Consider the following 1,739-nt stretch of genomic DNA (forward strand, 5'->3'; position numbering starts at 1 on the left):
GATCGGCACCGTGACCATCGCGCTCGAGAATGGACTCATCCACCCCAAAACACCTGGCCTTCTGAAACTCGACACGCCCGCCGGGTTGGTGGAAGCACGTTATGAGCAGAATGGCCCGTTCATCGACAGCGTGCGGATCACCAACATTCCCTCATTCCTCTATGGCACCGGCTACGAGGTCGACGTCGATGGCCTGGGCACGCTCTCCGTGGATGTCGCGTATGGCGGAAACTTCTATGCGATCGTCGGACCACAAGCGGCCTATTCCGATCTCGCCGACGTGAACCCGTCGGACATTCTGCGCTGGAGTCCGAAGCTGCGCGATGCGTTCAATGCGCGGCACGCCATCGCTCATCCCGAGAATTCTGCCATCGACAAACTGACGCATGTGCTGTGGACCGGAAGGCCCCAGACGGAAGGCGGCACGGCGCGCAACGCCGTCTTCTATGGTGACAAAGCGATCGACCGTTCGCCCTGCGGCACGGGGACGTCGGCCCGCATGGCCCAATTGGCGGCGCAGGGCAAGCTCACGGAAGGCGATGACTTCGTCCATGAGAGCATCATCGGATCGACTTTCACCGGCCGCATCGAAGGGCGCGCGAAAGTCGGTGATCGCGATGCGATCATTCCCTCCATCGAGGGTTGGGCCCGCGTGACGGGTTTCAATACGATCTTCATCGATGAAAGGGACCCGTTCGCACTCGGATTTCAGGTCGTCGACAAGAAGTCTTAAAGCAGTAAGGCGGGCTTGCATGCGCATCACGGTCATCGGGGCAGGCATTGTGGGGCTCACCACGGCGCACGCGCTGCTGGATGAGGGTCACGAGATCACGCTTGTCGACAAAGGCGGACGGCAAGGGCGACCGACCGACGGCAATGCAGGATGGATCGCGCACACTGATATCCTTCCGCTCGCCTCGCCCAAGATGTGGCGAAACCTTCCTCGTTGGCTGCTTGATCCGCTTGGACCACTGACGATCAGGCCGTCGTATCTCCCAGACCTCGCCCCCTGGCTGACGCGCTTCTTGAGGGCGGCCACGCCAGGCCAGATCGAGCACAGCACGAAGGCGATCCGTGCTTTGAACGGAGGCGCGCTGCACGCTTGGCAACAGCGCCTCGAAATGCTCGGCTTGCAGCATCACCTGCGTGAGAGCGGCATCCTGTGCGTCTGGAAGAGCCGGAGCGGCTTCGAAGCGGCCGCGCCCCTATTCGTGCGGCAGCGCAATTACGGTATCTCGGTCGAAACGCTCGATCCGGCCGAGGTCAAGCGGTTGGAACCGGCGCTGCAGGGTGTGCAGGCCGCAGCCTACTATAACCAGGGGTGCCACGTTTCCGATCCGGCCGATCTCGCCGATGCTCTATTGAAATGCGCAATGGCGCGTGGCGTTCATCTGATCGCGGAAGACGCGATTGCCATCGAGACCAGCGCGAATGGCGTTGTCGTGAAGACAAGTGGCGGGCAACCATTGAACGAGAGTGATCGTCTGGTCATCGCTGCGGGGGTGTGGTCGCGATCATTGGCCAAGCAGGTCGGTGACCATATACCGCTCGATACGGAGCGAGGCTACAACGCCACGTTCGCTCCAGGCTCGTTCGGCGTCGGTCGGCCCGTCGCCTATGAGGGGGAAGGGTTCGTGACCACGCCGCTCGCGACGGGTGATCGTGTCGGCGGCGCCGTCGAGTTTGCCGGCCTGAAGGCTGAACCCAACCATCAGCGCACACGGGCCATGGTGCACCGA

The 1,739-nt window shown here is 62.3% G+C and carries 2 protein-coding genes; both read left to right on the forward strand.

Features of this window, described 5'->3' with window-relative positions:
• The coding region (locus AC1DT3_RS20105; protein ID WP_477466980.1) for a proline racemase family protein at nt 1-733 on the forward strand (733 nt) is incomplete at its 5' end.
• A gap of 19 nt (nt 734-752) precedes the next feature.
• Nucleotides 753-1,739: NAD(P)/FAD-dependent oxidoreductase (locus tag AC1DT3_RS20110; RefSeq protein WP_477466981.1), on the forward strand; the 987-nt coding region annotated here is incomplete at its 3' end.

Source organism: Microvirga sp. P4_G7, from assembly GCF_056401005.1.